Source organism: Ruegeria sp. BHSB064, assembly GCF_059613205.1.
The window spans coordinates 1-1,941 of the sequence record NZ_JBXWSB010000241.1; the positions used below are offsets into that span (position 1 = coordinate 1).

3 protein-coding genes are annotated in these 1,941 nt (G+C 52.6%); 2 read left to right on the top strand and 1 reads right to left on the bottom strand.

Annotation, left to right across the window (positions count from 1 at the left end; translation table 11 throughout):
* Positions 1-768: LysR substrate-binding domain-containing protein (locus tag AC2FNU_RS24670; protein WP_496794244.1), on the top strand; the 768-nt coding region annotated here is incomplete at its 5' end.
* A 252-nt stretch (positions 769-1,020) separates the two neighbouring features.
* Here the strand turns inward: AC2FNU_RS24670 and AC2FNU_RS24675 are convergent.
* A complete protein-coding gene (locus AC2FNU_RS24675; RefSeq protein WP_496794248.1) occupies positions 1,021-1,569 on the bottom strand; it encodes a TetR/AcrR family transcriptional regulator in 549 nt (182 codons plus the stop codon).
* 89 nt (positions 1,570-1,658) lie between these two features.
* Between AC2FNU_RS24675 and AC2FNU_RS24680 the strand changes: the two genes are divergently transcribed.
* On the top strand, positions 1,659-1,941 hold a 283-nt coding region (locus AC2FNU_RS24680; RefSeq protein ID WP_496794252.1), incomplete at its 3' end, for an SDR family NAD(P)-dependent oxidoreductase.

The window sequence follows — 1,941 nt, forward strand, 5'->3', positions numbered from 1 at the left end:
ATCAGCCATCAGGTCAAAGCGCTTGAGGTCGAGCTCAATTGCGCGTTGTTCCAGCGCCATCACCGAGGTGTGGAACTCACAGAAAGCGGTGCTTATTTGCTGGTTGCTTTGCAACGTGGGTTTGAGGGGATCAGCGAGGCACTCAAGCAGTTACGCTCACAATATGATCGCTCAGGTGTGACGATCCGATCCAGCACGGCAGTCAGCTCGCTGTGGCTGACACCACGCTTGGCACAGTTTTGGAAGAATTTCGGGCATATCTCTGTCACACAAGTCGTCACTGATTTGGGATACGATACGCAAAAATGCGATATCAGCATCAGGTATGGTGACGCGTCACGCGAACGTGGCACATATCACGTGCTGTTCCGGGACCGGATCATGGCTTTGGCCAGCCCTGAATTTGTCCGGCAGACTAAAGTCGAACAGTTGCAGGACCTGTCTCAGGTCCCACTTATTCACCTGGACGCGCCTGGCACCGATTGGACAGGTTGGCAGGAATGGGCTGCGGGCTTGGGTTACTCCGGTTCACTCAATTCGGGTCACAGGGTGAACAACTACACCATTGCCCTGCAAGCTGCGCAAGATGACATGGGTGCCGTACTGGGTTGGGAAGGACTGACCGCAGGTTTAGTTCAGTCAGGCAAGCTGGCCAAACTGTTGCCACAGACATTGTCGGCCCCCTTGGACTTTTATGTGGTGCTTCATAACACCTCTTCGGATCGCGCCGCATTGGTCTACAAATGGCTGGTCGAAGACTCTGGCTGAGGATCAAACTCAGACCAAGAATTTTCGCCTTCACAAGGTCGGGAAAAGCTCGCAGTTAACGTCCTGAGTCGAAGCCTGCTCGTGGTTATTGTGGAAAAGCGAATGTTAGATCACCACATTGATTTTATTTACCCTTTGCGGAAATTTTCTGAGGGTAAGCAAAATTCTGTGAGTCGATGCGCCTGAGTGACTGCATATTTGGCGCAGTCGACCATTCCCGCTTCCTGGTTAACAACCTCGCTTTGGTCCGGTTCAGGACGTGTGAGCCAAAAGCACCCTCGTAGCGCGCTTCATACCCGCGGCATATTCTTCGCTGGTCGTAGATTTTAACAACAGGCCGGTTGAGACAGTTGTGAGCAGAAAAGCCAAATCTGCCCCCTCCTCGGTGGTTGAAACCACACTTACTTTTTCCAGATAGCGCGACAGAGCTTTTCCAAACTCTGCCGAATAATCCATTTCGGCCTCAGGGGCGGATTCGATGGCGAACTCCATGATCTCGGCACCATGGGGCGTGCCGCGCCAAATAGCCACGTGATCCCCGATCCAGGTTTGATATGCCCGGGCCAGAACATCCTGCGGCGAACCTTCTGCCTGGGTCAGAACATCAAGGGCCGCATTTGTTGCTGTTGTCAGCACTGTTTTGACAGCCCAATCCAGCACCGCCTCTTTCGACCCAAATTGGTTGTAGATGGATTGTCGTGACAATCCCGCAGCGTCTGCGATGTCGTTCATGGACACCTTGCGAAAGCCGTATTGAGCAAAGACAGACAGGACTTCGAATGCGTTCGACGATTTTTTCATTTTTACTAAATTGACATATTGGGTCTTGTTTGTAAATAAAGTACACAAGAACGAACCGGACTGCAACCCATATCGACAGGACCATCCCAATGGAACAGAAAATCGCTGATTCGGGCTTCAGCAACTGGAAGCCATCACAACTGCCAAACCTGAACGGCAGAACCTATGTCATCACCGGTGCAAATTCGGGCATCGGGTATGAAGCTGCCCGGATGCTGGGTGAGAAAGGCGCCAATATCGTGATGGTGTGCCGCTCGCGGGGGAAAGGCGAAGCGGCACAGCGCAAGCTTTCGGTTTCATCAAAAGGCAAGGCTGACCTGATCCTGATGGACCTAAGCGATCTGTCTTCGGTCCGCAAGGCGGCCGAAGAAC

Excerpts from the sequence above, each read along its gene's own strand:
- AC2FNU_RS24675 (WP_496794248.1), bottom strand. The coding sequence starts at position 1,569 with ATGAAAAAATCGTCGAACGCATTCGAAGTCCTGTCTGTCTTTGCTCAA.